Source organism: Pontibacter saemangeumensis (assembly GCF_039541895.1).
GTDB lineage: Bacteria > Bacteroidota > Bacteroidia > Cytophagales > Hymenobacteraceae > Pontibacter > Pontibacter saemangeumensis.
This window is the reverse complement of the sequence record NZ_BAABHC010000001.1, coordinates 314,515-339,012: the sequence shown is the minus strand read 5'-3', so window position 1 is coordinate 339,012 and position 24,498 is coordinate 314,515. Positions and strand designations below refer to the sequence as shown.

Annotated in this window: 22 protein-coding genes; 17 read left to right on the top strand and 5 right to left on the bottom strand. The window is 53.0% G+C overall.

The annotated features are described in order from the left end of the window. Nucleotides 1-17: 17 nt before the first annotated feature. Nucleotides 18-2,939 (bottom strand): CHASE domain-containing protein, encoded by a 2,922-nt coding sequence (locus ABD920_RS01535; RefSeq protein WP_345156375.1) that lies wholly within the window; start codon nucleotides 2,937-2,939, stop codon nucleotides 18-20. A 264-nt stretch (nucleotides 2,940-3,203) separates the two neighbouring features. On the opposite strand from ABD920_RS01535, the gene ABD920_RS01530 reads away from it, so the two are divergent. The 4 genes from ABD920_RS01530 to ABD920_RS01515 all read left to right on the top strand — a co-directional run bounded on the left by ABD920_RS01530 (nucleotide 3,204) and on the right by ABD920_RS01515 (nucleotide 7,134). Further along, the gene (locus tag ABD920_RS01530) at nucleotides 3,204-3,686 is read left to right on the top strand and encodes an Mpo1 family 2-hydroxy fatty acid dioxygenase (protein ID WP_345156374.1); all 483 of its coding nucleotides are present in this window, start codon (nucleotides 3,204-3,206) and stop codon (nucleotides 3,684-3,686) included. Between the two features lie 24 nt (nucleotides 3,687-3,710). Further along, on the top strand, nucleotides 3,711-4,427 hold the full coding sequence (locus ABD920_RS01525; protein ID WP_345156373.1) for a hypothetical protein: 717 nt from the start codon (nucleotides 3,711-3,713) through the stop codon (nucleotides 4,425-4,427). A 276-nt stretch (nucleotides 4,428-4,703) separates the two neighbouring features. Continuing rightward, complete coding sequence (fumC, locus tag ABD920_RS01520) at nucleotides 4,704-6,101, top strand: class II fumarate hydratase (RefSeq protein WP_345156372.1); 1,398 nt, start codon at nucleotides 4,704-4,706, stop codon at nucleotides 6,099-6,101. Between the two features lie 142 nt (nucleotides 6,102-6,243). Then, complete coding sequence (locus ABD920_RS01515; RefSeq protein ID WP_345156371.1) at nucleotides 6,244-7,134, top strand: hypothetical protein; 891 nt, start codon at nucleotides 6,244-6,246, stop codon at nucleotides 7,132-7,134. 435 nt (nucleotides 7,135-7,569) lie between these two features. On the opposite strand, the gene ABD920_RS01510 is transcribed toward ABD920_RS01515, so the two are convergent. After that, nucleotides 7,570-8,010, bottom strand: coding sequence for a hypothetical protein (locus ABD920_RS01510; RefSeq protein ID WP_345156370.1), 441 nt, complete (start codon nucleotides 8,008-8,010; stop codon nucleotides 7,570-7,572). Nucleotides 8,011-8,441: 431 nt separating this feature from the next. Between ABD920_RS01510 and ABD920_RS01505 the strand changes: the two genes are divergently transcribed. From ABD920_RS01505 to ABD920_RS01490, 4 genes are all read left to right on the top strand, one after another. Beyond that, a complete protein-coding gene (locus ABD920_RS01505; protein ID WP_345156369.1) occupies nucleotides 8,442-8,831 on the top strand; it encodes a methionine-R-sulfoxide reductase in 390 nt (129 codons plus the stop codon). A gap of 171 nt (nucleotides 8,832-9,002) precedes the next feature. Beyond that, the gene (locus ABD920_RS01500) at nucleotides 9,003-9,383 is read left to right on the top strand and encodes a diacylglycerol kinase family protein (RefSeq protein ID WP_345156368.1); all 381 of its coding nucleotides are present in this window, start codon (nucleotides 9,003-9,005) and stop codon (nucleotides 9,381-9,383) included. Between the two features lie 61 nt (nucleotides 9,384-9,444). Further along, nucleotides 9,445-9,837 carry a DUF6970 domain-containing protein gene (locus ABD920_RS01495; RefSeq protein ID WP_345156367.1) on the top strand — a complete coding sequence of 131 codons (393 nt, stop codon included), beginning with the start codon at nucleotides 9,445-9,447 and terminating at the stop codon, nucleotides 9,835-9,837. Between the two features lie 6 nt (nucleotides 9,838-9,843). After that, nucleotides 9,844-10,320, top strand: coding sequence for a DinB family protein (locus ABD920_RS01490; protein WP_345156366.1), 477 nt, complete (start codon nucleotides 9,844-9,846; stop codon nucleotides 10,318-10,320). Nucleotides 10,321-10,515: 195 nt separating this feature from the next. On the opposite strand, the gene ABD920_RS01485 is transcribed toward ABD920_RS01490, so the two are convergent. Both ABD920_RS01485 and ABD920_RS01480 read right to left on the bottom strand, forming a co-directional pair. Further along, nucleotides 10,516-11,310 carry a DUF4382 domain-containing protein gene (locus ABD920_RS01485; RefSeq protein ID WP_345156365.1) on the bottom strand — a complete coding sequence of 265 codons (795 nt, stop codon included), beginning with the start codon at nucleotides 11,308-11,310 and terminating at the stop codon, nucleotides 10,516-10,518. Nucleotides 11,311-11,489: 179 nt separating this feature from the next. Then, the gene (locus ABD920_RS01480; RefSeq protein ID WP_345156364.1) at nucleotides 11,490-14,516 is read right to left on the bottom strand and encodes an AsmA family protein; all 3,027 of its coding nucleotides are present in this window, start codon (nucleotides 14,514-14,516) and stop codon (nucleotides 11,490-11,492) included. Nucleotides 14,517-14,661: 145 nt separating this feature from the next. Between ABD920_RS01480 and ABD920_RS01475 the strand changes: the two genes are divergently transcribed. The 3 genes from ABD920_RS01475 (at nucleotide 14,662) to ABD920_RS01465 (ending at nucleotide 17,523) form a co-directional block, all read left to right on the top strand. Further along, complete coding sequence (locus ABD920_RS01475; RefSeq protein ID WP_345156363.1) at nucleotides 14,662-15,675, top strand: PorP/SprF family type IX secretion system membrane protein; 1,014 nt, start codon at nucleotides 14,662-14,664, stop codon at nucleotides 15,673-15,675. A 63-nt stretch (nucleotides 15,676-15,738) separates the two neighbouring features. Beyond that, nucleotides 15,739-16,968: a gliding motility lipoprotein GldJ gene (gene gldJ / locus ABD920_RS01470; protein WP_345156362.1), complete on the top strand. Its 1,230-nt coding sequence runs from the start codon at nucleotides 15,739-15,741 to the stop codon at nucleotides 16,966-16,968. 81 nt (nucleotides 16,969-17,049) lie between these two features. After that, nucleotides 17,050-17,523 carry a DUF4265 domain-containing protein gene (locus tag ABD920_RS01465; RefSeq protein ID WP_345156361.1) on the top strand — a complete coding sequence of 158 codons (474 nt, stop codon included), beginning with the start codon at nucleotides 17,050-17,052 and terminating at the stop codon, nucleotides 17,521-17,523. A gap of 111 nt (nucleotides 17,524-17,634) precedes the next feature. Here the strand turns inward: ABD920_RS01465 and ABD920_RS01460 are convergent, their stop codons facing one another. Continuing rightward, the gene (locus tag ABD920_RS01460; RefSeq protein ID WP_345156359.1) at nucleotides 17,635-18,321 is read right to left on the bottom strand and encodes a ComF family protein; all 687 of its coding nucleotides are present in this window, start codon (nucleotides 18,319-18,321) and stop codon (nucleotides 17,635-17,637) included. An 89-nt stretch (nucleotides 18,322-18,410) separates the two neighbouring features. On the opposite strand from ABD920_RS01460, the gene ABD920_RS01455 reads away from it, so the two are divergent. From ABD920_RS01455 to ybeY, 6 genes are all read left to right on the top strand, one after another. After that, entirely contained in the window at nucleotides 18,411-18,764 is a 354-nt protein-coding gene (locus ABD920_RS01455; RefSeq protein WP_345156358.1) for a carboxymuconolactone decarboxylase family protein, read from the top strand. Between the two features lie 79 nt (nucleotides 18,765-18,843). Next, a complete protein-coding gene (locus tag ABD920_RS01450) occupies nucleotides 18,844-19,194 on the top strand; it encodes a hypothetical protein (RefSeq protein WP_345156357.1) in 351 nt (116 codons plus the stop codon). 160 nt (nucleotides 19,195-19,354) lie between these two features. Further along, complete coding sequence (locus tag ABD920_RS01445) at nucleotides 19,355-20,116, top strand: exodeoxyribonuclease III (protein WP_345156356.1); 762 nt, start codon at nucleotides 19,355-19,357, stop codon at nucleotides 20,114-20,116. A 146-nt stretch (nucleotides 20,117-20,262) separates the two neighbouring features. Next, nucleotides 20,263-23,571, top strand: a complete 3,309-nt coding sequence (locus ABD920_RS01440) for a DUF4175 family protein (RefSeq protein WP_345156355.1) — start codon at nucleotides 20,263-20,265, stop codon at nucleotides 23,569-23,571. Nucleotides 23,572-23,601: 30 nt separating this feature from the next. After that, entirely contained in the window at nucleotides 23,602-24,027 is a 426-nt protein-coding gene (locus tag ABD920_RS01435; RefSeq protein WP_345156354.1) for an ATP-binding protein, read from the top strand. Next, nucleotides 24,011-24,439 carry an rRNA maturation RNase YbeY gene (gene ybeY / locus ABD920_RS01430; RefSeq protein WP_345156353.1) on the top strand — a complete coding sequence of 143 codons (429 nt, stop codon included), beginning with the start codon at nucleotides 24,011-24,013 and terminating at the stop codon, nucleotides 24,437-24,439. Before ABD920_RS01435 ends, ybeY begins: the two co-directional genes overlap by 17 nt. The last annotated feature ends 59 nt before the right edge of the window (nucleotides 24,440-24,498 follow it).

Genomic DNA, 24,498 nt, shown 5'->3' with positions numbered 1-24,498 from the left:
TTCCAGCGCCGCGCTGTTCATACCTCGGCGACTACCGCCGCCTGTTTAAAATATACCCGGAAGGTAGAGCCTTTGCCGAGCTCGCTCTCCACTTCAATCCTGCCGCCGTTGTTCTCGATGATGCGTTTCACGATATATAACCCGATGCCGGTGCCCTCTACGTGGCTGTGCAGGCGCTTGAACATGGTAAACAGCTTGTGCTGCTGCTCTTTTTTGATGCCCAGGCCGTTGTCCTGAATCTCCAGCACCAGGAAACCTTCCTCCCTGTAAGTGGCGACATGGACCTCCGGCGCGCGCTCCGGCGACTTGTATTTGATGGCGTTGGAAACAAGGTTATATATGATGCTGCGCAGGTTCTTGCGGGCATACAGTATATCCTTCACCTCAAAATCAGTGGTGATGGTAGCGCCAGTTTCCTGGATCAGGCCGTCTATATCGGTTGTGATGCCCTCCAGCATGGTGTCGAAGGAGAGCGGCTCCACCGCCGACTGCAGTTCCTTCTGCACTTTGGTGATCTCGGCAAGGTCGGCGATGGTTCCTTTCAGCTTGTTTACGGCGTGCTGCACCATATCCAGCACCTGCTCATCCTCCCTGTTCAGTTTGCCCTGCAGCACATCGCGCAGCAGCGTGGCCAGGCCCTCCATGTTGGCGATAGGGGACTTCAGATCGTGGGAGGCGGTATACACAAAGCTGTCGAGGTCGTTGTTGATCCGTAGCAGTTCGTCGTTTTTCTCGCTCAGCTCATCGTTCGTCGACACCAGCTCTTTCCGTGCCCTCACCAGTTCAGTCACTTCCACCGCAAACAACAGCACCGCCTCTACCTGGCCGTTGGTGTCGAGCAGCGGCTGGTACACCAGGTTGAAGTAGCCTTGTGCCAGCTGCCCGTTGTTGCGGTCGAAGGTGGCCGGCATCTCATTGCCCACAAACGGCTCGCCTGTCTTCAGCACACGCTCAACGCGCCTGAAAAAGCCTTTTCCTTCTTCCCGGGTGTGGGCATCATATATGGTTTTGCCAACCAGCGGCCGGTTGCCGTACAGCCGGCGATACTGCGGGTTGGCCAGCACGTATTGTAAATCGGAGGCGCGCACCAGGCCCACCACGGCCGGCACCTCCAGAAACAGCTTCTGCAGCAGTTCGGCGTTCTGCTTTACCTTCCGCTCCGCCTCCTTTATCTCCGTGATGTCGATGATAGAGCCAATGTGGCCCAGGAACTCCCCGTTTATACCATACCGCGGCATGGCCGTGTTCATCGCCCAGCGCAAGGTGCCGTCGTGGCGGCGCAGGCGCATTTCCATCTTGAAGGAGCCCGACTCGCTGGCGGCTTTCCGGAACACGTCGGAGTAACCCTGCATGTGCTCCGGCTCCAGCACCTTGCGCCAGCCCATGCTGATGCTCTCGTCGAAGGTGAGCCCGGTAAAGTCGAGCCACTGCTTGTTTACATACACGCAGTTCCCGGTGGGGTCGCCGACCCATATCATCACCGGGGCGTTGTCGGCCATGGTCCTGAAACGCGCCTCGCTCTCTACAATCGCCTGCTGTATCCGCTTCTCGTCCGTGATGTCACGCACCTCGATGATGGTGGCCGTCGGCACGCCGTTTTCTATGATCGGCCGCGCCGCGCAGGTCACATCGAAGAAGGTGCCGTCTTTCCGGATAAACACATCCTCGTAGGCCCGCATGCTGTTGTTGGTTGGCAGCGCCCTGTCTATCGGGCACTCGTGCAGCGGGAAAGGGGTGCCGTCCGGGCGCGTATGGTGGATCATGTTGTGCAGCGGCTTCTTCGTGATCTCCTCAAACGTATACCCCGTCATTTCCTCGGCTGCCGGGTTCATGAACGTACAGTAGCCCCTGGCATCCATCATAAAGAGGGCAGCCGTGGCGTTGTCTGTGATGGTCTGCTTCAGGCGGTTAGAGCGGCGCGTGTTGGACAGCGACCAGATAATGAAAGCCATCAACAGGCTGATGATCCCGCCGCCCATCAATATAAAGTAAGGCAGGTCGGTATCAGAGTTATACCCGAACTCCGGCGCAGCCGAGATATGGAGGCGCCAGGTGTGGTTGCCGATGGTAATGGTTTTAAGCTGGCTGAAGCTCCTGTCGCTTGCCGTTTGGTAATGCAACGTGGAATCGGTGCTGTAGAGCAGATTCTGCGCTGTGAGGCTGGTGCCGTCATACACCTCCAGGTCGATGTCCTGGTAATTCTGCTGCAGGATGGAAGTCATCAGGTCCGCGGCCCGGAAGGGGCTGTACACAAAACCCTTGATCAGGCGCTGCCGGTCCTGAATGGACTTCGGGTCGGTGTCGTTCCTGTATACCGGCAGGTAAATCAGAAAACCGGCCTGTTCGTCTTTGCCGTTTTCCTGTACCAGCCGCACTTTGCCCGATAAGGCAGGTTGCTTTGTGTCGCGGGCAATGCGCATCGCCGACTGCCGTGTGTCCTCACTGAACATGTCGAACCCGAGGGCGCGCAGGTTGCGGCCGGCAAAAGGCTCTATATAGGTAATCGGGGTGTAGGCATAGCGCTTGCCTTCCGGGTTCACGGTATAGCCGCTGAAGCCCTCTTTTCGCATGTTCTGCTCATGCCGCGCCACTTCCGTGGGGGTATGGAGAAACTGCGCATACCCGATGCCCTGTATGCCCGGGTAATTCTGCTCGATGCCCAAAGAGTTGTAGTAGGTGTGCAGGGCGCGGCGCTCCACGGTGTCGGAGGCCACAAAGAAAGCCTTAGCGCCGATCAGCACCTGAATGTAATTGTGCATGCGCCGTTCCACAGCCGCCGTCACCTGGTTGGCGCGCATGCTGAACGCTTTCTCGCTCCGCTCATCCACTTTCTTTTTTGTCTCGGAGTAGATGAAGAGCGTAAGCAGCAAAATGAGCAGGAAAGAGAAGACGGCAATGTAGTATTCCCTTAAAAAACGAGCCAGCCTGACTACTTTCATTCGTTATGGTATTATGTGGAGGCTTTGGGGCAGGAGCAAAAGGCGCCCACCACCGCGAATAGTTCCCCTACAGGCAGTTTTGCCCTGATTATCAAATTTAGAAAAAATGCCGGAAGCCTCCGTCTCTAAAAACCCCTGGCAGCAGAAAAATTATATTTAGCCCGTAAACCGGCATTGCAAAGGTACGGCAAAATAAGTATATTTCTTGGCTATGGCACCTTCAGGGCGTTGGTGGCTAAAGGCTTCATTATCAATTGGCGGCTTATGAAAACAATTCAGCAGTGGTTCCACGAATACGGCCTGAGCCACCAAAACCACACCAACAAACTTATCCACTGGATTTGTGTTCCGCTGATATTCTTCAGTATCACGGGCCTGCTGGCCAGCATCCCAAGCGGCGCGTTGCAGCAGCCGTTCCCGGCACCGCTACAGCCCTATGTCCATTTCGGCACCATCTTGCTGCTGCTGGGGCTGCTGTTTTACCTGCGCCTGTCTTTTTCCATGTTCCTGGGGATGGCGCTGGTGTGCCTGCTGGTACTGTGGGCGGTGCGCGCAGTAGACGCGGCCTTCGAGGCACCGCTCTGGCTTATATGCCTGGTTGTGTTTGTGCTGGCCTGGGTCGGGCAGTTCTACGGGCACAAGGTGGAAGGGAAAAAGCCGTCTTTCCTGAAGGACCTGCAGTTCCTGCTGATAGGCCCGGGCTGGCTGCTCGGCTTTATTTATCGGAAATTGGGGATACCGTATTAACTTAGCGCCACCAATACGTGTCCCATGCTGGAAATCATTAAGAGTTTACTTATTGCCTTTTTCGCGGTGGCGGTGCTGCTGCCTGTCGTGCGGTATGCGCTGCGCAGGCTATCGCCGGCGCAGGATACCGCTGCCATGCCGGCAGATGAGCTGAAGTATATACAGAAGCAGGAACTGAAGCTGACGGTGATTTATTTCTTTTTCGCGGCCGTCTTGTCGGTGTTCTGCGCGGGCATGCTGGCCCTTGCTTCCAGTATCATGCACTCCTCTGCGGCCTATATGTACGTGCTCACCCCCAACTTCAGGGCCTTTTTCGCGCCGGGCCTGCTGCTGGGCCTCACGCTGGCCGTGCTGCCCCTGCGGCTGGTGCAGCGCACGCTGCTGCACCACGATTATGACCTTTACAAAACCTACACCCGCCAGGTGGAGGGGGAAAGCTCCAACCGCATCTACAACATCCTGCTGCTCCTGATGCTGGCGCTCTCCGGGGTTGTGATCTGGTATGCGCTGCGCTGGCACGTGAACATCGGCGAGGAAAAAGTGGAGGTGACAAACCTGCTGCTGGAGCAGCGCATCTACGGCATGCGCGACATCCAGAGCATTCACTATTTAGGCGCCGAGGGCGAGTACCTGATCTCCTTCACCGACCAGGCCAACATCAACACCACCTACCTGAAGCCGGCCACGCTGGAAATGATCGCGCTGCTTTCGGCCAAATCGGGCAAGCGGGTTATCCGGTAAGGGCCAGGCTGCATCGGGTGCTTAGTTGCAGGGGAGGCAAGCCATTCCTGCGGATGCCCGTATGATAAGAAAGAGGATTAGAAGGATTTATATATAAACTGACAGCGCAGGCAAGGCGCCGGGCGGGCATCGGATTCCTGAAGCGGCCCTTGCTATGTAAACGGGATAGATTCCTCTAAAACGAAAAAGTGTTGCGCCTTAGGCCTTGATACTTTTGCCGCTTTACTTAGTTTTGCCACAGACACTTATTTCTTTCATCTTAATAGATAAAGCTATATGCAATTTCGGGTAGAAAAAGACACCATGGGGCCCATAGAGGTGCCCGCAGAAAAATACTGGGGCGCACAGACGCAGCGCTCAAAAGAGAACTTTACCATCGGCGGCCAGACCATGCCGAAGGAAATTATCGAAGCCTTTGCCATCCTGAAGAAATCAGCGGCACAGGCCAACGCGCAGCTGGGCGTGCTGGCACAGGACAAAGCCGACATCATCAGCGAAGTGTGCGACGAGATACTGGCCGGCACCCTGGACGGGGAGTTTCCGCTGGTGGTGTGGCAGACAGGCTCGGGCACGCAATCAAACATGAACGTGAACGAAGTAGTGGCCAACCGCGCACACGTGCTGCTGGGCGGCAACCTGCTGGACGAAAAGAAGAAGGTGCACCCGAACGACGACGTGAACAAGTCCCAGTCGTCGAACGACACGTTTCCGACCGCCATGCACATAGCCGCCTACAAAAAAGTGGTGGAGCACACGCTTCCCATGATCCAGAAGCTGCGCGATACGCTGCACGGCAAGTCGGAGGAGTTTATGAACGTGGTGAAGATTGGCCGCACGCACCTGATGGACGCCACGCCGCTGACGCTGGGGCAGGAGCTGTCGGGTTACGTGGCACAGCTGGAGTACGGCATGAAGGCGCTCCGCAACACGCTGCCGCACCTGAGCACGCTGGCCCTGGGCGGCTCCGCCGTCGGCACCGGCCTGAACACGCCGGAAGGATATGCCGAACTGGTGGCTGAGAAAATATCAGAGTATGCCGGGCACGCGTTTATCACGGCGCCCAACAAGTTTGAGGCGCTCGCCGCGCACGATGCCGTGGTAGAAACCTCCGGTGCCCTGAAGCAGCTGGCCGTAAGCCTGATGAAGATTGCCAACGATATCCGTTTGCTGGCCTCGGGCCCCCGTTCCGGCATTGCGGAGATTCTGATACCGGAGAATGAGCCGGGCTCTTCCATTATGCCGGGCAAGGTGAACCCGACACAGGCTGAGGCCATGACCATGGTGTGCGCGCAGGTAATCGGTAACGACGTGGCCATCTCCATTGGCGGCATGAACGGGCATTTCGAGCTGAACGTGTTTAAGCCGGTGATGATCTACAACCTGCTCATGAGCGCCCAGCTGATCGGCGATGCCTGCGACTCATTCGACAAGCACTGCGCCGTGGGCATCGAGCCGAACACCGAGAAGATAAAGGACAACCTGGAGAACTCGCTGATGCTGGTAACGGCCCTGAACCCGCACATCGGGTACGACAACGCCGCCAAGATCGCGAAGAAGGCCCACAAAGAAGGCACCTCGCTCCGCAAAGCCGCCATCGAGCTCGGCCTGCTCACCTCAGAGCAGTACGACGAGTGGGTAAGGCCGGAGGATATGATCGGCAGTTTGAAGAAGTAGGTTTCTTGTAGCAAAATATTACTTATCAAACCTGTAGAGACGCAAAATTTTGCCTCTTTACGTAGAAAAAAAGCAGCTCCATCAAGAGCTGCTTTTTCGTTTAATTGTGTATAAGAGAATACTGTGTATAAGAGAATAAATTATGGATGAAATTGAAAAAAAGAAACTTATCAATCTCTATGAGCAGGTAAAGTCTAATGACACTTTCTCCTATATAAGAGCACTGGAGAAATTCAAAAAAGATGAATATTATAAATTCTATCTATTTCTACAATCAAATAGGCAAGTAAACTCTTTTCTCAATTATAACTACAGTAAACTTGTAAAACTTGTTGAGTATCATAACTCTCCTGAAGTTCATTCTAAAGTTTGGGATGACTATAACCCTTCTTATAGATGGAGACAGCAGAGAAGCATAACAATGCAGCTTTTTAATTATCTCAGTAGCATTTTTGCAACAGTCGATTTTTCGAGGAGCAATATGAGGGGATATATCTCTTTGAATCCAGAAGTAGAAAGTAAGTTGATTAGGAGCAAAGAAATATATTTTGATAAGAACCCACATCACAAATTTATTCAAGACTTAAGAAACTACACGAGTCACAACTCATATTTAAGAATTGGGACAGAATTCTCTATCAATGGAGAGTCAGACATTCCAAAAAGGAATGTATATATTTTAAAGTCGGAGCTACTCGAATCTGATAAGTGGCACAGTTTATCTAAAAAGCTTCTGGAATCGCAGGAGTCTAAAATATACATCATTGATATCATCAAAAATCATTTTCCAGTTTTTAATGAATTTCAAAATTGGTGTTATTTAGCTCTTTTACAAGTAACCCCAAAGTTTACTCTGGAATTCAGAAATGAGTTAGAAGGTCTGCTGACTTTCGCTGAAAGAGTAGACTTGGCTCGCACCTCACTTCCTTTTAACCAATCTTATATTAGATATATTGACCTGATAATCAAAGAAAGTGAGAGTAGGTGTAGCATTCCGTTTGAGTATCTTACCCCAAATACGAACATAAAATAATCCCCACATCCCGCAAGTTTAGCGATAGCGCAACTTGTGGTTATACTTTGCAGCCAGTTTGTAACTGGCGTTCATGCAATTCTACTTTCGCAAGTTGAAAACTTGCTGCCTTACTTCCCACAAGTTACCGCTTCGCTCAAACTTGCGGGATAAAGGGAGATAAAGGTCATTTTGCAGGACAAGCAGGCGCCTTTCAGGTGGGGTAGGATAACTTTTCAAACGGCAAAGCTGTTACGTTCTTCGGCTACAGACTTTGCGCCTCTATATACCCAGAGCGGCTATGCTATAGCTAATGAGGCATTAGAACTATGGCATAGCCGCTGTGAACTTCAATCGAAAGAAAACATCCAGCCACCGGTCAAGTGACTGCTTCTGATTCAGCCCTCCTATATAGGAAGGCTAGTGCTTAAATGTGTTTTGAATATACAGTTAAAACTACCACTGGTATAGCTCAGACGGTGCGGATTCCCAGGTGGTTTTATCTGTTGCCTTCACCTGCATGGTTCCGTTAGAGGTCAGGGTTACGTTTTTCAGTTTGTAGATGCCCTCTCTCAGGTTTGCAGGGGTGGTCAGCCCTTCCACTTTCACCTCACCCGGAATGCTGCCCCCGTCTCCGGCCGCAACCGTTTCGAGCACCTCAATCGTCTTCATCGGGCAGAAATACATCACCACCTTACCCCGGCTTTTCTCCAGGCGCACAGGAGACAGGTTTGCAGTCACCGTCTCCCCGTGAGACAGTTTTTCCTCCTGCATCCTTTTCTGCAAAACCTCCGGTTGCGAAGAAGACGTGATAATGACCTGCTTTGATTCTCTGGCACCCGAAGGTTGCTCCTTAATGCCAAACAAATTTCTAAAAAAGGATGTGTAAACTGTCATAGTGCTTAACTTTTAGGTTATCAATTAATTTTAAGGATCAATTGTAAGTCAGCAGGTTGATGTATTCACTCACTGGCTCTGCGAATGGCTTATTAAATGAGAAACGAGGTAATCTCAGCTCTAGTTCTTCCTGATCAATTATAACTGTCTATGTATCAGTTTTTTGGTGTGAACGGAGCTAAAATAAAGGCAAACTGCACCTTGTGTTACCAGCATGCCCGAACACCCTGTGTTATGCTACTTGCGGGTCAGCGTTTTAAGCTCATTTTGAGACCACCTGAGAGCGCAAAACCCCGAAGGCGCTCATCAGAAATCCCCTGTAAAAACGCTGCCCCTGGGCCACCTGCCGCCTCGCCGCCACAAATCATTCTGGTCTTTTGTTTGTTCTGAAAAGTACACGTATAAAAAAGACGAACAACGAAACAGAACCTATGAAAGTAGCGAAAGACCCATCAGAGTATAACACGCTTACACCGGAGGAAGCGCGCATCATCGTAAACAAGGGCACGGAGTACCCTGGCACCGGAGAATACGAGCATAACAAGGCGGAAGGCGTTTACTTGTGCAGGCGCTGCAACAACCCGCTCTATACATCAGAATATAAGTTTGAGTCGCACTGCGGCTGGCCAAGCTTTGATGATGAAATAACAGGGGCTGTGAAGCGCGTGCCGGACGCCGATGGGCGCCGCACCGAGATCGTGTGCGCGAACTGCGGCGCGCATCTGGGCCACGTATTTGAGGGCGAGTACCTGACGCCAAAGAACGTGCGCCATTGCGTAAACTCCCTGTCGATGAAGTTTGTGCCGGCAGAGGAGTTGTAAACGCCCTATAAGGTGATGACCGAAAGGCAGATGGGGAAGCGCATCTGCCTTTCGCTTTTAACAGGGGCCTGGCTGTCTCCTGAAACAGACCGGACGGAGGCGGGCAACTTTATAACTCCGCTTCAAGTAAACTCCCTTCGTAAACGTTTCGCACCGCCCATAACTGAACCTATGGCCCGACCATCCTTCTTCAGGACCCGCTACAACAGCTTTAAATTTGCCATCAAGGGAATGACCGCTGTTTTCCGCAGCGAGCCGAACATGCACCTGCACGTGCTGGCAGGCATTGTTGTGTTTGTGATGGCCTACCGGTTTGAGGTGACGCGCCTGGAGTGGTGCATGCTTGTGTTCTGCGTGGGTATGGTGTGGATGGCCGAGATCTTCAACACCTCTATCGAGACCCTGACCGACCTGGTGTCGCCGGAGCAGCATGTGCTGGCAGGCAAGACGAAGGACCTGGCGGCCGGGGCTGTGCTGATGGCGGCCATTACTTCGGTAGTGATCGGCCTGCTCATCTTTATTCCGTACTGGCAGGCCTACATAAACAGTTAGCCCTTCAGGCTGGTATATAAAGAGGTGTTTATTACCTTTGCTCCGCAACAGCAACACGCATATGGCGAAAGCAGGCACTACATCACGGGCATTTCTACTGGCAGCCGTTCTGGCAGCAGCAGGCTGCAAGCCGGGCATATCCCCGATGATACCGGAGGCCGCCACCGCCAATGCCATGGGCGCTCCGTGGCTGAACGAGCTGATACAGCAGTTGCAGGAGGAGAAAGCCGCCAATCCGACCGCCAGAATTTACCGCTACACTTACAATGACCAGGAAGTATATTACCTGACCAGCCGCTGCTGCGATGTGCCTAGCAAGGTATTCGACATGTACGGCAACGTGCTGTGCGAGCCGGACGGCGGCCTGACGGGCAGGGGAGATGGCCGCTGCCCCGACTTCGCGGAAAAACGATCTGATGAAACTTTAATTTGGGAAGATAAACGAGAACAATAAGGAACCATGACTGGAAACGACGTACTGAAAAACCTATCGGAATACAACATCTGGGCTAATCAAACCATGCTGGATGTGTTCAGCAGCCTTCCGGAAATACCCGCCAGCGCTGCACGCCTCTTCAGCCACGCCCTGAATGCCCAGGCTATCTGGATTGCCCGCATCACCGGCACCGAAAGCCCCGTGAAGGTATGGCAGGAGCACGATTTAGAGGAACTGAAGAAGCTGCATCAGTATTCTTCCCACAAGATTGCTGAGCTGGCGCAAAACGCCGACGAGGCTGAGTTTAACCGCCTGATCGATTACAGCAACAGCCTCGGCAACCAGTACAGCACCCGCGTGCTCGACATCCTGACGCACGCCTTCAACCACGCCACCTACCACCGCGCCCAAACCGCCACCGAGTTGCGCAGGAAAGGCCACACGCCTCCCAACACCGATTACGTGACCTATGTGCGGGAGCTGATGGGGCAGGTGTTTTAAGGCATCAGCTTTCAGACGACAGACATAAGACTCCCTATATATAAAAAGAGGCTCTCCCAGCGGAAGAGCCTCTTTTTATATATAGGGAGATTTGATTTTTGACGCTGATGATCAGGCCTGATGAAGCAAAGCGATTATATATTCCTGCTCATCATCTGCCAAATAGCCTTTCGATAAATCATCCTTCTGAAAAACTTATTCAGGCAGCTCTACAGTGCCTAAGTCTTTTATCTGATCCTTGCTTACGTTTACGCCCTCTACGGTTGTGTCGTGCGCGGCGCCTTCGGTGTAGAATTTAACGGTATAGGTGCCCTCCTCAATGCCCTTGATGAGGAAGTCGCCGTTGTCGTTGGCAAATCCCCCGATGGTGTCGTTGGCTGCCGAGATCACATAGATACCCGGCTTATACGCGGCTGGCGTTACCTTGCCCCTGATGCCGCCTGCAATGGCCTTTGTAATGGTGCGCACCACCGGCTTCAGGTTATAGCCGCCGTTACCCTTCGCCACCACCGATTTCGCGGCGTCAAAGTCCAGCAGCACCATATAGGTGACGTCGCTCTCGAGGTGAGCGTCGATCTGCAGCTTTACGCCCGAGGTCTGGCCGCTTGGCGTTTGCAGGTCCACCACGGAACCGTCTTTCAGCTTCAAGGTGTTGTCATCGCCCAGTACCAGCCTGATCTGCGAGATATGGCCGACGGGCAAATTAGCACTGGCCAACAGGGTGTCGCGGCCGTTGGCGAAGTCCAACAGGTTATATACGCCGGGGTGTATCTCGTCCAGCGTGATCCAGCCGTCTTCACTGTCTCCGTCCTCCTTGTGCACCTGCACCGACTCTATCTCCACGTTTACCTCCTCATAATCGCCGGGGGCATCGGTAAGGCGCACCTCCATTTTAGCAGTGCCTGTGCCCTCATCGGTTTCACTGTCGCATGCGCTGAAGCCGATCAGAAGGCCGCTCAGCAGAAAAGGAATAATGTGCTTTCTCTTCATAAAAATTGTATTAAGTTTTAGTTGCGCTCGGGTGAAATCGCACCCATTATACGGGTAAACGAGATAAAGTTGTATTTATATATATAGGAAAGTAAAAATAAAAGCCAGCAGAAAAAACATCTCTGCTGGCTTTATCTATAGATTTATATATAAACAGGGTTTTACCCGCTTTTCCGCACTTACTGGTTCGCTCCTGCCTTGGTAGTGTCCGGGGTAGCGGCTGGCTTGGTCAGCTGCCGCAGGAACCCGCCCACTTTGTCGGTGGCCTGCTTCTTGATCTGCTGCTCGGCCTCTGCGCGCTTCTTGTCCAGCTCTTGCTGTGCCTTGCGCTCCACCTCCTGCCGCTTACGGACCAGTTCGTTCTGCACGCTGTCCTGTAACTGCTGCCTGCGCTGGTCCACCTGCTGCTTGGCCTCATCCAGCTTATTCTTCACCACGCTTTGCACCATATCGGCGGCCTTCTCTTTCACAGAGCCGCCCGCCAGCGAAACGCGGGGGTCGGAGTACGTGCCGCCCACGTTCAGCTTCAGCGTGACGCGCTCTGAGTTGGCCAGGCTCTCGTTGCCCAGCAGGGAGGAAAGGCGTGTGTTCAGCTCGCGGCCAACCTTGCCCGCAGGCACATCCAGCGCCGTGATATAGTCAATGCCTCCATCTGCGCTGGTGCTTCCGCCAACGGACATGCCTACGTTCCCCACATCCATCTTAAACGGCTTCACGATAAACTTGCCGTCCACAATCTGGGCATCGATTATCTTGTTCTCGATCACGAAGTTGCGCAGCTCCTCGAAGTGCGTCAGGCTGCTGATCTTGTCTACGATCGGCACGTTGCGCACAGCCGCCCGAAGCACTTTGATCACGCCCTCGCCATCCAGCGTCTGGAAAACCGGAACCATATTCTGGCCCAGTTCCCCGGCGAAGGCAAAGTTGGTAGAGAATTTCCCTTCCAGTACCTTGGCAATCGGGGCGAAGGCCTGTACGGTGTTAAAGGCATCAAAGGCCTCTTTAAAACCTAAGTCCTGTATATCCAGCTTCATGTCGAAAAGCGGGTGCTGCAGGCTTTGGGTATTGTAGCTGCCGCTGGTGGCAAAGGTTGCGCCCAGGGTGTTGAAGGAGACCTTGTTCAGCCTGGCTATCTTGTCTTTCACCTGCACCTGCCCGGTCATGTTGTTCAGCTTCAGGTTTTCGTACAGCACCTGCTTGGCGTCTATGTTCAGGGCCACGTCCAGGTTTGCAGGCACCTCCACCACCCCTTCCGAGGCGGTTTCCTCTACCGGCGCGCCCGTGTTCTCGTCCACCAGCCACTCGTTCACATCAAAGCGGTTGGAGCTGATGTTGAAGGTGCCGCGCAGCGGCTGGTTATCGGCCAGCGCATAGCCTACATAGTTCGAGAGACTGCCGTTGGCCTGGATGTCGCTCTTGCCCAGGTACCCGCTCATGTTCTGCAGGTTGATGCGCTCGTTGTTGAACGTGGCGTTGGCTTTGCTGATTTTCATCCCCTGCGGCAGGTCGGTGCTCACAAAGTTGAGGTTGCTCACCGCCATCGTTCCGTTTGCGGTGATGTTGTTGTATTTCTCGTCCTCTATGTCGCTCATCTTGCCTTTGGCCGCCACATCTGCGTTTATCCGGCCGGAAAGCGTCATGTTCTCCAGCGGGAATATCTTGGTGAGCTTGGTCAGGTCCAGGATACCTTTGATGCGGCCATCGAAAGCCGGCTGATCGATGCCCTGAATCAGCATGCGGCCCTCCAGCGGCTCGCCGTCCAGGTTCATGTTAAAGCGCTCGATGTTGATGCGGGTGTCGTCGGTGTTGCCGGTGGTGTTGCGGACGTTCGTCACCATGTTCAGTTGCTGGATCGGGGCCGGGAAGTCTTTTGACTTCACGTAGCCGTTGGTCAGGTTCAGGTCGGCGTCTATCACCGGCATGCTGGTCTCGCTGTAGGTTCCTTTGGCATTGGCGTCCACTTTCAGCAGGCCGCGCAGCGTCATGTCCTCTACCGGGAACACCTTGGTGATTTCTGCCAGGTCCACGTTCGCCTTCACGTTCCCGTCCACAAGCATGGTCTTGTCAAGGCCTTTGATCACGGCTTTGGCGTCCACGGGGTTTTTGCCCAGGTCGAGGTGGAACTGGCGCACCTCCACGTTGGTGTTCGCAAGCTCGCCGTCCTTGCTGTCGACGCTCATATCCACGTTGATGTTGCGGGCCGCCTCCGGCAGGTCAGGGTATTTAAACATCCCGTTGATCACTTTCAGGTCCATGCCATAGCCCGGCATGAGGGTATCGAGCATGCGCCCTTTCATATAGCCCTCAAAGCTCAGCTTCCCGTCTGTCTTAATGTCCTCGAACTGCTCGCTGTACATGCCCGGCACCACCGACAGCACATTGCGGAAGTCGGTTTCGGTGGCGGCAAAGGTCAGGTCGAAGTCAATGGCCTCGTCCGGCATCAGGATCGTGCCGTCGAACTTAAACGGGAACTCGTTGATGCGGATGTTATTGTCTTTGAAGGTGTAGAGGTACTGGTTGAGGTCCATGGCCATCGTGACGTCGGCATTGAGCCTGGCATTCTCTATATAATTCGCCCCGTCGTAGGTCATCGTGAAGCGTTCAGCCGTGGTCTGCGACTTCATATCGAACACATCCTTCTCAAAATCGCCGCTGCCGGTATGGTTTACGTTATAGCCCACCATGCCGAACGGTATGCTCAGGTCGTCGTAGTACAGCGTGCCGTTGTTGACCTCCCAGCCTTTGATGGCCATCCTGAAATCGCTGGCCAAGGTATCCTCCGGCGTTTCAGCGGCGGTGGAGTCGTCGATCATGATGTCCCAGTTGGCCTTGCCGCTCTTGAGCACAAGCAGCCGGATCACGGGTTCGTTCAAGGTGATGGAGTTCACCTTCAGCTCGTCTCCCGAGATCACGCTCATCAGGTTCAACCCCATCCGGAAGGAGGGGATGCGGGCCAGCGTGTCGGTGGCGAAGGAGTCTTTGCCGATCACAGACAGGTTCTCCACGCCCAGCGACAGGTTCGGGAAGTTGCGGAAGAGCGAGAGGCTCACATCGTCTGTCTGGTAGACCACCTCGGCGTTAATATTCCGGGCGATCTCTTTGTCTAAGGCCAGCTTGATTTTATCTTTGAACAGAAGAGGCACCAAAGCCGCCGCGGCAAACAGCAGGGCCACAAAGATAAAAAAACCGATAGCTACTTTTTTCATATAGGATTAGGATCGTTTCGATGGTTGCATGACTATATAAACTATAGTAGAAGCACAATAGCTAAAACCGTGCTAATTTATACATTGCTTCTTTAATGACATACTCTTTATATATAGCGTAGCTGCTAATTCGTTTGGTATAGGCATGGGGCTAAAAAAGATTTTCGTGGCGTGCGTGTGCTGCCTGTGTGCCGTGGTGGCCGCGGCGCAGGATGTGCACCTCACCCAGCAGTATGCCAACCGCCTGTACCTGAACCCGGCCTTCGCGGGCATAAACAGCAGCTGGAGCGTGGCGCTGTCCCACCGCAACCAGTGGCCTGCGCTCAACGGCTCCTTCATCACCAACCAGCTTGCCGCCGATTACAGAATCCCGGGTACAAAGAGCGCGGCGAGCCTGCTGGTGCAGCAGGACCGCGCCGGTGTGGGCGGCCTGCAGAAATGGCAGGTGGCGGGCGGCTATGCCTACCATACCAACCTTAGCTCTAAATGGGCCATGTCGGCGGGCTTGCAGGCGGCAGTGGCCTCGCTGCGCGTAAACTTCGACAACCTCGTGTTTGGGGACCAATTGTCGGATAAGGGGATAGTGGCTGTCACGTCGGCGGAGGCAAGCAGTTTTGAGCCAAGCTACTATGTCGATTTCACGGTGGGCGGGCTGGCTTACACCGACCAGTTCTGGGCCGGCCTCACGGCGGCGCACCTCAACAGACCCGGGTACGGATTCAACCGCGAAACCGAATTACCCATCCGCTATATAGCCATCGCAGGATATAAATTTTATACTAAAACCTATGAAGAGCAGGGCCAGCTGTTTGAGCTGAGCTTCTCACCCACGGCCACTTTCATGCACCAGCAAAATTTAAATCGCTTAGATATAGGGCTATATACTATTTACACGCCTCTCACGTTAGGACTCATATACAAAGGTGTTCCGGTAACAGGTGGAACTAACCAGGACCAAACACTGTCCGTCATAGCAGGGTTGCAGCTGCGGAGCATACGCCTTGGCTACAGCCACGACGTTGGCTTGCAGGGATTTAGCGCAGAAGCCGGCGGTGCAAATGAAATTTCACTCGTTTTTGAACCGTCTGATTTTAACAATTTGTTTAAAAGCCGCTCAGGCCGCAAATTAAACAGGAACATTGTTTGTCCGGCGTTCTGATTTTAATTATAATTGCACATTAAATTCCGTTACAAGAACCTTATCTTAATTGGGTACTAATTTATGAAGTTGATTAAGTATTTATCAGTTGCGGTTATGGGAGGCTTTCTCATGGCATCCTGCTCTAAAGGAGGGCAGCCAACCAGCACGAACCCTGGCGACTACAGTAGCTCCACCGGTATCGAGTATGGTGAGGATGAAGAGGCTTTCGACGTGCCGGATTACGCTGAGTTCCCACAGGGCCCCGGCCTGGTGTTCATCGAAGGCGGCCGCACGGTGCTTGGCTCGATGGAGGAGGATATCGCCATGACGCGCGACAACGTGGAGCGCACGGTAACGGTGGCTTCTTTCTACATGGACGAAACGGAAGTAGCGAATATTCATTGGCTGGAGTACCTGCACTACCTGAAGAAGGACTCTCTGCCGGAAGTATACCAGGCTGCCCTGCCAGACACAACCGTTTGGTCGCGCCAGCTTTCTTTCAACGACCCTTACGTAACGTATTACCTGCGCTACCCAGGCTTCCGCTTCTTCCCGGTGGTGGGCGTGAGCTGGCTGCAGGCAAATGATTTCTGTATATGGCGCACGGCCAAGGTAAACGAGAACTTCGCTGCGCAGGAAACTGGCGGCGGTGGCCGCAGGGGCCTGTTTGGCCGCCGCGGAAACGACGAGCCTGTAGAGGGGGAGGCCCCTGGCATTGAGTCCGGGCTTGTTTTGCCGAACTACCGCCTCCCAACAGAGGCTGAGTGGGAATATGCGGCGCAGGCCATGATCGGCACGCAGTACAACGAGGACGAGAACCAGAACAACCGTCGCCTTTACCCATGGGACGGCCACCAGGTGCGCAACCCGTACGGCAAGGAGATGGGCAAGTTTATGGCGAACTTCAAGCGTGGCCGCGGTGACTATGCCGGTATCGCAGGCTCACTGAACGACGGCGCCATGATCACGGATTATATATACAGCTACCCGCCAAACGACTTCGGTTTATACAACATGGCCGGCAATGTGAACGAGTGGGTGCAGGATATCTACCGCCCGCTTTCTTACCAGGACGTGGAAGACCTGAACCCTTTCCGTAGAGACGGTTACCTGGATGAGTCTGAGAACTACGACTCAAGCGAAGGCTACCACTCATTGGTGAACGACGAGGTGCGCGTGTTCAAGGGCGGCTCCTGGAAAGACGTAGCCTATTGGTTGTCTCCTGGCACACGCCGCTTCATGGCACAGGATTCTGCCACAGCTACCATCGGTTTCCGTTGCGCGATGATCAACGCCGGCTCTAACAAATAAGAAGATCACACTTACCATATATAAAAAGCCCGGAAGCAGTTCCGGGCTTTTTGCTTTTTACCAGCCTAACCTATCCTATATATGAGCGAGCAGGAAAAAACCCATAAAATCATCTTCCGTTTTGACAGCGCCCTTTTTGGCAAGGAGATGTCCGAGACGCTGTGGGCGCTGGAGGTAGACGCCGCAAAGGGGCTGTATAAAATAGACAGTATCCCATACTATGTACCCCTTATCGCGACGGAAGATATCGTGCGCGCGACTTACAACCCGATGGAGGAAGGCCTGCTGTACCAGGAAACCGTCACGCCCTCCGGTAACTCCACGGTCCAGGTGATCCGCCAAAACGAGGAGACGCCATTGCTGGACCTGCGCAGGCAGTTTGCCGAACTAGGCTGCATATCGGTGGAGGTGAACGAGGATTTCTTTGTGCTGGAGATACCCGCCAACGTAAACTACGCCGTGGTAAAAGACACACTGGATGAACTGGAGCAGCAGGAAGAGATAGAGTACGCAGAGCCGAGCCTGTCGGATATACACCGGGAGCAGACGAGTTAAGGACACCTGATCTGCCGCGTTTCCAGCAACCCTGTATTCTATATATAAAGGGCCTCCATTCGATGCTGCGTGCCTGTATTATATATAGCCCTATATATAGCACTGCCTCTTTTACGCCGCCGCGATTGTCACCACGCTTACCTCGGCAGCGCCCGCTGCCAGCAACGCTACGGCACAGGCCTCTAAGGTGGCGCCGGTCGTCATCACATCGTCCACGAGCAGCACGCGCTTACCCTGCACCGTCTCCGGCCTCGGCACCTGAAACACCTGCTCCACATTTTGCCACCTGTCGAACCTGCTCTTGCTTGTTTGGGTAGAGGTATCGATGGCTCTATACAGAACATCCCCTATATGCGGCAGCTGCATGGCCCCGGCCAGCCCCCTGGCAAAGCTCTCGGCCTGGTTATAGCCGCGCCGGCGCAGCTTATGCCTGTGCAGGGGCACCGGCACCACCAGGTCGAACTGCCCGGGGTACTGGTAATCCGAGAGGAGGGAGCCATAGCGTTGCCCCAGGTGCTCGCCCAGTTCGCTTGCCCCTTTGTACTTGAGCTTGTGCAACAGCCGCTGCACCCGGCCCTTCGGCACAAAGTGGAGGTAGGCAAACGCAAACCGCACCGGCACCTTGCCCCAGAACCTGCGCTGCAGCGGGTTCTGCTCCGTCGCCCCATGCACGTGCACGTCGGTGTAGGGCAGCTTCACGCTGCATTTGGTGCAGATATAGCTTTCGCCGCGGGCCATGGCACCGTCGCAGGCGTAGCAACTCCGGGGGAACAGCAGCGAAAGCAGGTCGTCGAACATTGGCAGGGAACTGCGGTTTAAGGGATTATGGTTAACTTTGCTGTATTATATATACCTTTTAAGGCTTACGGGCAATAGCATATAAAACAATGAGCTTAGTAGAAGAATTTAACGATTACCGCACGCGCATGAACGAGCGCATCATGTCTTACGATAATAAAGTGATCAAACGTTTTTTCAACCTCGACACCAACACCTACGCCGAGGGTGCCCTGGATGTGAAAACAAAGGAAATGCTGGGCCTGGTGGCCTCGATGGTGCTGCGCTGCGACGACTGCATCAAGTACCATGTGGGTAAATGCTACGAAGAGGGCATCTCAGACGAGCAGATCATGGAGGTGTTTTCTATCGCCAACTTGGTGGGCGGCTCCATCGTCATCCCGCACTTCAGAAGAGCCGTGGAGTATTGGGAGGAGCTGAAAGCGCGGGGGAGTGCGGAGTAAGTTATTGCTAATTGTTAGATGTTGATTGTTTACATATGAGAACAAACAATTAGCAAGCACCAATCAACAATCATAAAAGATGAAATTCGATTCAGACAACTTAGAGCATAACTGGACGCAGCTGCGGGCCATGCTGATGAAGCAGTTCGGCAAGAAGCCCGACATGAACGCCATCCTCTTCCTGATCGGCATCCAGGAACTGGGCATCGGCATCCGGGAGTTTACCAAGGAAGAGAAGCAGGATCTGATGCACATCGCTACCTGCAAAGTCTTCAGCCTGTCCGGCTACTATACCCTGACCGGCACTGATGAAGAGGGCTGGCCCCATTACGAGGCTGTCAAACCCATTCCGTTTGCCAACCTGCGCGAGCAGGAAAACATGTTGAAATGGCACGTCATCGAGTACTTTAACCAATCTGAAGAAGTTTAAAACGTATCATGTAGTTCGTATCAAGTATCACGACTTTCGATTTCTATTGTAGCTGATATGAAGTATATGAGCTAAGGCTTCGCACTTGCATTGCTACTACTTTTTTAAAAAGGAAAGTCAATTGCGATACGAAATACGCGCTGCGTGATTCGCAAAAAATATGAGAATCATTACCTATAATGTAAACGGCATCCGCGCCGCGCTTACCAAGGGCTTTGGCGACTGGCTGAGGGCCGCGAACCCCGATGTGCTGTGCCTGCAGGAGATCAAGGCCGACGAGTCGAAGTTTGACAAAGCCTTCTTCGAGCAAATGGGGTATCATGTGTACCTGCACCCGGCCGTGAAGAAAGGCTACAGCGGCGTGGCTATTTTATCAAAGGAAAAACCAAAACACGTGCAGGTGGGCTGCGGCATCGAGTGCTACGATATTGAGGGCCGCGTGCTGCGGGCAGACTATGAGGACGTGTCGGTGATGAGCGTCTATATGCCCTCCGGCTCCAGCGGCGAGGAGCGCCAGGGTTTCAAGTTCAAGTGGCTCGACGACTTCCACAGCTATATAAATGAACTGAAGCATACCCTTCCCGGTTTAATTATCAGCGGTGACTATAACATCTGCCACCAGGCCATCGATATCCACAACCCGAAATCGAACGCCAACAGCTCGGGCTTCCTGCCGGAGGAGCGCAGTTGGATGTGCCAGTTTGTTGAGAGCGGCTTCATCGACTCGTTCCGGCACGTAAACCCGGAGCCGCATAACTACACCTGGTGGAGTTATCGTGCCGGCGCACGCAACAAAAATCTTGGTTGGCGTATTGATTATAACATGGCAACCGAAAACCTGCGCGACAGGATAAAGCGCGCCGCGATCCTGACAGAGGCCAGGCACTCAGACCATTGCCCGGTGCTGCTGGAGTTGGAGTAGGGGAGATATACTAAAGTGCCTGCCGTTACAGTTAATATTTTAACGGCAGATCGAAGTACATTCCGTACTTAAGTACAATACTTTAGCAGTATTTAGTTAACTTACCACTGTAGCCGCCATGTGATAAAATCATAAGGAGTAAGAACATGAAAAATAACGATGCACTCGATCAGTTGCTGCATCAGCTGCAGGAGTTCAAGCAGAAATTCTACCTCAACATGCTGTTGCGGGGTAGCATCTTCGCTGTTGGGCTCCTGTTGTCTATTTATATCATCTACAGCCTGCTGGAGTATATGTTTTACTTCCCGGAGTGGGTGCGCGGCTTTCTGCTTTTCTCCTTTGTAGCGTTCGTTGCTTACGTCTTTGTCCGCTGGATCGTGCTGCCCATTTCGGCTCTGGCCAGGCTCAAGCGGGTGCTTACCGACGAGCAGGCGGCGCAGCGGGTCGGCTCTCATTACCCTGAGATCCGGGACAAGCTGTTGAACGCCATCCAGCTGAAGAACCTAGACCGCACCAATGCCCTGATAGCCGCCAGCATCGACCAGCGTGCCGGGCAGCTGGGGTCCTTCCGCTTTACAGATGCTGTCACGTACCGCGAGAACAGGCCCCTGCTAAAGTATATAGCCTTGCCTGCGCTTATCGCGCTGCTCATTGCGCTGATATACCCCACTATTTTCGTGCAGGGCACCGAGCGCATTATCAACTACAAAAGACACTACGAACCTTTAGCGCCGTTCAGGTTCGTGGTGCAGAACGATCCGCTGCAGACCTACAGGGGGGAGGATTTTGAGCTGAAGGTGGATGTGGAAGGCAAAGCCGTGCCCAGTGAGGTGTTCATCAACTACAACGGCCGCCGCCAGAAGCTGAACGCCGCGGCCGATGGCACCTATACCTATACCTTTAAGCAGCTGCAGAAGCCAGTGGATTTTCAGCTGGAAGGCTCCGGTTTTATGTCAGATGATTATACCCTGCAACTCCTTTCACGGCCAAACCTGAAAGATTTTAAAATGCTGGTGCAGTACCCGTCCTACCTGAAGCGCAAGCCGGAGGAGGTACAGAACACGGGCAACGCCAACATACCGGAAGGAAGCACCGTTACCTGGAACTTTTCAGCCACCGAGACAGAGCGCATTGACTTAGCCTTTGCAGAGCCTGCAGAAACTCTCCCCGCCGGCAAAGACGGCAACAGCTTTACGGCCAGCAAGCAGTTCAACAAAAGCCGGAACTACAATATTAAGCTCCGCAACAAGCACAGCAGCAACAAAGAGGAAATCAACTACCAGATTACCACCATCCCCGACAGGAACCCGCAAATCAGCATAGAGCAGTTTCAGGATACCGCTTTATATACCTACACCGTCCTGGGCGGCGATGTGTCGGATGACTATGGCCTGACGCGCCTTTCCCTGCACTACCGCATCAACAACGACAAAAATCCGCAGGCTGCTTATAAGAGCCAGCCCCTGCCTCTGAACAAGCAGCAACTCAGCCAGACCTATTACTACCAGTGGAACACCGCTGCCTTAAACATGCAGCCGGGCGACAAACTGGAGTACTTCGTGCAGGTGTGGGACAACGACGGCCTGCAGGGGCCTAAATCCGCCCGCACCCGCACCTTCGAGCTGAAAGTGCCGGACAAGCGCGAACTACAAAAAGAACTGGACAACAACTCGCAGTCGGTGGCCAGCCAGATGAGCAAGACGCTGAACAAAGCTACCCAGTTGCAGGAAGAGCTTGCGCGGTCGGAGGAGAAGATGAAGACCAAGCGCGAGATGGATTGGCAGGACAAAAAACAGCTGGAAAACCTGATGGAGAAGAAAAAGCAGCTGGAGCAGGATATCTCCTCTATGAAGGAACTGTTCGACGAGCTCAACAAGAAGCAGAACATGCTGAGCGAGCAGGACAAGCAGCTGGCGGAGAAGGCACAGGAGCTGCAGCAGCTGATGAACGACCTGCTTGACCCGGAAACAAAGAAGCTGTACGAAGAACTGGAGAAACTGCTGCAGCAGCAGCAACCCAACGATGCTGAAATGCAGAAGCTCCTCAGCAAGCTTGACAACAAAGAACGCAACCTGGAGCGTGAATTGGAGCGCGCCCTGGAGCTGTTCAAGCAGCTGCAGTTTGAGCAGAAGCTCGACAACATCACCGACAAGCTGCAGGAGATGGCGAAGGAGCAGCAGCAGCTGGCAGAGAAGACGGAGCAGAAGCAGGAAGAAAACCAGTTGCTGCAGGAAGAGCAGAAGGCCCTGCAGGAAGAGTTTGAGGATGTGAAGGAGCAGATGAAGGAGCTGGAGGAGCTGAACGAGAAGATGGAGCAGCCCAACCAGATGGACGAGCAGCAGCAGGAGCAGGACCAGCAGGACGTAGAACAGGAGATGCAGCAGAGCCAGGAGCAGCTGCAGAAAAAGCAAAACAAAAAAGCCAGCGAATCGCAGCAGAAGGCGGGGCAGAAGATGGAGCAGATGGCGAAGCAGATGGAGCAGATGAGCAGCTCGATGAGCATGGAGAGCATGTCGCAGAACCTCGACAACCTCCGCGACATCCTGGAGAACCTGATCAAGCTCTCCTTTGACCAGGAGGACCTGATGAAGGAGTTCCGCGGCGTAAACCAAAGCGACCCGCGCTTTATCACGCTCTCCGAGAATCAGCTTAGTCTCCGCGACAATGCTCAGGTAATAGAGGACAGCCTTTTCGCACTGGCCAAAAAAGTATTTCAGATCGAGTCGTTTGTCACGCGCGAGGTAACGGCTATGAACCAGAGCATGGACAACAGTGTGCAGGAACTCCGCGACCGCAACGTGGGCAAGGCTAACTCGCAGCAGCAACTGGCCATGACGAGCATGAACAACCTGGCCCTGATGCTGAATGATGCCATGAAACAGATGCAGCAGGCCATGCAGCAGATGGGGAATATGGCCGGCAAACAAAAAGGGAACAAACCCAAGCCCGGTAACATGGGAGAATTGCAGCAACAATTGAACAAAAAAATCGAAGATTTGAAAAAAGGGGGCAAATCGGGTAAGGCACTTTCTGAAGAATTAGCTAAATTGGCTGCAGAGCAGGAAGCACTTCGCAATGCGCTCAAAGAACTGGAGAAACAAGGCCAGAAACCGGGCGAAAAGGGCCAGAACGGCGATATGGGAAATATCAGTAAGATGATGGAACAAAGCGAGATTGATCTCGTTAATAAACGTTTGACCGAACAAACCCTGATGAGACAGCGGGAAATACTGACCCGTTTGCTGGAAGCTGAGAAGGCTGCGAAGGAACGGGAATTGGACAACAAACGGGAGGCTAAGACAGCACAGGAGATTGCAAGGAAGGTTCCGCCGTCTTTTGATAAATACATCAAAGCGAAAGAAAAACAGACGGAGTTACTTAAAACAATACCGCCTGCCCTTTCACCTTATTACAAGCAGAAGGTAAACGAGTACTTTCAGAATATCAGCAAATAATACGCACCTATTTTACACTTAACGATTAATATGAATCAGGTTAAAATTCAGATTCCTTCCCTAATCGAGAACATCAGAGTAATAGAAAGCTTTATAGACAACTCAAAAGATGAATTTGAGTTTGAAGATGACATCTATGGCAATATCATGGTTGCTGTTACGGAATCTGTAAATAACGCTATCCGTCACGGGAATAAATTTGACAAGGACAAGAACGTATACCTCACGCTGCAGGTAGAAGACAACAAGTTGCTTTTTGAAGTAGAGGACGAAGGCCCTGGTTTTGACTACGAGAACCTGCCTGATCCAACCGCCCCTGAGAACCTGGAGAGCCCTGGTGGCCGCGGCATCTTCCTGATGCGTAACCTCTGCGATGAAGTAAATTTTGATAACCACGGGAAAAAGGTACAGCTAATTTTTAATGTCTTACCCTCACATAATGGAACATCCCATTGAGTTCTTTAGCGAAGACATCGAGTTTGAGCTAGATAACCCGGATCAGGTTTCAGAGTGGATTGCAACAATTGTAGCGCAACACGGGCAGGAGTTAAATAACCTCACCTACGTATTCTGCTCGGATGATTACCTCCACCACATCAATGTGGAGTACCTTGACCACGATACCCTCACAGACATCATCACCTTCAACAATGCCGACGAAGATGGCATCGTTGAAGGTGATGTTTTTATTAGCGTAGACCGTGTCCGCGACAATGCCACAGAGCTTGGCACATCTTTCACAGACGAACTGCACCGCGTGATCATCCACGGCGTGCTGCACCTGCTCGGCTTCTCAGATAAGTCTGAAGAGGACGAGGCGCTTATGCGCAAACAAGAAGATTCTTCCTTATCTTTGCGAAAGTTTTAACAGCAAAAAGGAATTACCAACCCTCTGCAGATGTTTCACGTGAAACGTCTCTAAATTTC

What these genes read in the sequence shown, in the direction of transcription:
- ABD920_RS01535 (WP_345156375.1), bottom strand. Translation starts at nt 2,939, where the DNA reads ATGAAAGTAGTCAGGCTGGCTCGTTTTTTAAGGGAATACTACATTGCC.
- ABD920_RS01530 (WP_345156374.1), top strand. Translation starts at nt 3,204, where the DNA reads ATGAAAACAATTCAGCAGTGGTTCCACGAATACGGCCTGAGCCACCAA.
- ABD920_RS01525 (WP_345156373.1), top strand. Translation starts at nt 3,711, where the DNA reads ATGCTGGAAATCATTAAGAGTTTACTTATTGCCTTTTTCGCGGTGGCG.
- fumC (WP_345156372.1), top strand. Translation starts at nt 4,704, where the DNA reads ATGCAATTTCGGGTAGAAAAAGACACCATGGGGCCCATAGAGGTGCCC.
- ABD920_RS01515 (WP_345156371.1), top strand. Translation starts at nt 6,244, where the DNA reads ATGGATGAAATTGAAAAAAAGAAACTTATCAATCTCTATGAGCAGGTA.
- ABD920_RS01510 (WP_345156370.1), bottom strand. Translation starts at nt 8,010, where the DNA reads ATGACAGTTTACACATCCTTTTTTAGAAATTTGTTTGGCATTAAGGAG.
- ABD920_RS01505 (WP_345156369.1), top strand. Translation starts at nt 8,442, where the DNA reads ATGAAAGTAGCGAAAGACCCATCAGAGTATAACACGCTTACACCGGAG.
- ABD920_RS01500 (WP_345156368.1), top strand. Translation starts at nt 9,003, where the DNA reads ATGGCCCGACCATCCTTCTTCAGGACCCGCTACAACAGCTTTAAATTT.
- ABD920_RS01495 (WP_345156367.1), top strand. Translation starts at nt 9,445, where the DNA reads ATGGCGAAAGCAGGCACTACATCACGGGCATTTCTACTGGCAGCCGTT.
- ABD920_RS01490 (WP_345156366.1), top strand. Translation starts at nt 9,844, where the DNA reads ATGACTGGAAACGACGTACTGAAAAACCTATCGGAATACAACATCTGG.
- ABD920_RS01485 (WP_345156365.1), bottom strand. Translation starts at nt 11,310, where the DNA reads ATGAAGAGAAAGCACATTATTCCTTTTCTGCTGAGCGGCCTTCTGATC.
- ABD920_RS01480 (WP_345156364.1), bottom strand. Translation starts at nt 14,516, where the DNA reads ATGAAAAAAGTAGCTATCGGTTTTTTTATCTTTGTGGCCCTGCTGTTT.
- ABD920_RS01475 (WP_345156363.1), top strand. Translation starts at nt 14,662, where the DNA reads ATGGGGCTAAAAAAGATTTTCGTGGCGTGCGTGTGCTGCCTGTGTGCC.
- gldJ (WP_345156362.1), top strand. Translation starts at nt 15,739, where the DNA reads ATGAAGTTGATTAAGTATTTATCAGTTGCGGTTATGGGAGGCTTTCTC.
- ABD920_RS01465 (WP_345156361.1), top strand. Translation starts at nt 17,050, where the DNA reads ATGAGCGAGCAGGAAAAAACCCATAAAATCATCTTCCGTTTTGACAGC.
- ABD920_RS01460 (WP_345156359.1), bottom strand. Translation starts at nt 18,321, where the DNA reads ATGTTCGACGACCTGCTTTCGCTGCTGTTCCCCCGGAGTTGCTACGCC.
- ABD920_RS01455 (WP_345156358.1), top strand. Translation starts at nt 18,411, where the DNA reads ATGAGCTTAGTAGAAGAATTTAACGATTACCGCACGCGCATGAACGAG.
- ABD920_RS01450 (WP_345156357.1), top strand. Translation starts at nt 18,844, where the DNA reads ATGAAATTCGATTCAGACAACTTAGAGCATAACTGGACGCAGCTGCGG.
- ABD920_RS01445 (WP_345156356.1), top strand. Translation starts at nt 19,355, where the DNA reads ATGAGAATCATTACCTATAATGTAAACGGCATCCGCGCCGCGCTTACC.
- ABD920_RS01440 (WP_345156355.1), top strand. Translation starts at nt 20,263, where the DNA reads ATGAAAAATAACGATGCACTCGATCAGTTGCTGCATCAGCTGCAGGAG.
- ABD920_RS01435 (WP_345156354.1), top strand. Translation starts at nt 23,602, where the DNA reads ATGAATCAGGTTAAAATTCAGATTCCTTCCCTAATCGAGAACATCAGA.
- ybeY (WP_345156353.1), top strand. Translation starts at nt 24,011, where the DNA reads ATGGAACATCCCATTGAGTTCTTTAGCGAAGACATCGAGTTTGAGCTA.